The sequence below is a fragment of the Planococcus sp. APC 3900 genome (genome assembly GCF_030407735.1).
Classification (GTDB): Bacteria; Bacillota; Bacilli; order Bacillales_A; family Planococcaceae; genus Planococcus; species Planococcus notacanthi.
In genome coordinates, this window is sequence record NZ_JASDCT010000024.1 from 1 (window position 1) to 806 (window position 806).

Consider the following 806-nt stretch of genomic DNA (forward strand, 5'->3'; position numbering starts at 1 on the left):
GGTGTAGTAGCAACCCAATCCGCGATCAGCTCGATCATTGATGACACACTTACATATGTCGGCTACGATATTGATGACTTGGCCGTAAACGCGAGCTTTGAAGAAGTGATTTATCTGCTGTGGCACCAACGGTTGCCAAAAGCAGACGAATTGGCGGAACTGAAGCAGCAATTGGCAGACAACATGGCGGTTCCACAGGCTGTGCTGGACCACTTTAAAACATACGACATCAAATCGGTTCACCCGATGGCGGCACTCCGCACGGCAGTTTCCATGCTTGGCCTGTTCGACGAAGAGGCAGAAGTAATGGAGCCGGAAGCGAACTACCGCAAAGCCATCAAGATCCAGGCGAAGATTTCGACGCTTGTGACGGCTTTCGGCCGCATCCGCAATGGCCAGGATCCGATTGCACCCAAATCGGACTTGAGCTTTGCGGCGAACTTCCTGTACATGCTGTCCGGCAACCTGCCGGAAGCAGTGGAAGAAGAAGCGTTCAACAAAGCGTTGGTGCTTCATGCCGACCACGAATTGAACGCATCGACGTTCACGGCGCGTGTGGCTGTGGCAACATTGTCTGACGTCTATTCCGGCGTCACGGCAGCCATCGGCGCCTTGAAAGGCCCGCTTCACGGCGGCGCCAACGAACAGGTGATGAAGATGCTGACGGAAATCGGTTCTGTCGACAACGTGGAAGCGGTCATCAACGAAAAACTGGCGAACAAAGAAAAAATCATGGGCTTCGGCCACCGTGTCTACCGCAATGGCGACCCGCGTGCGAAGCACTTGCGTGAAATGTCCCAGAAATT

Annotated in this window: 1 protein-coding gene; it reads left to right on the forward strand. The window is 54.0% G+C overall.

Annotated features, from left to right (window positions below; all coding sequences use genetic code 11):
• Positions 1-806, forward strand: an 806-nt coding sequence (locus QMA04_RS18160; RefSeq protein WP_290187270.1) for a citrate/2-methylcitrate synthase, incomplete at both ends; no start/stop codon positions are given.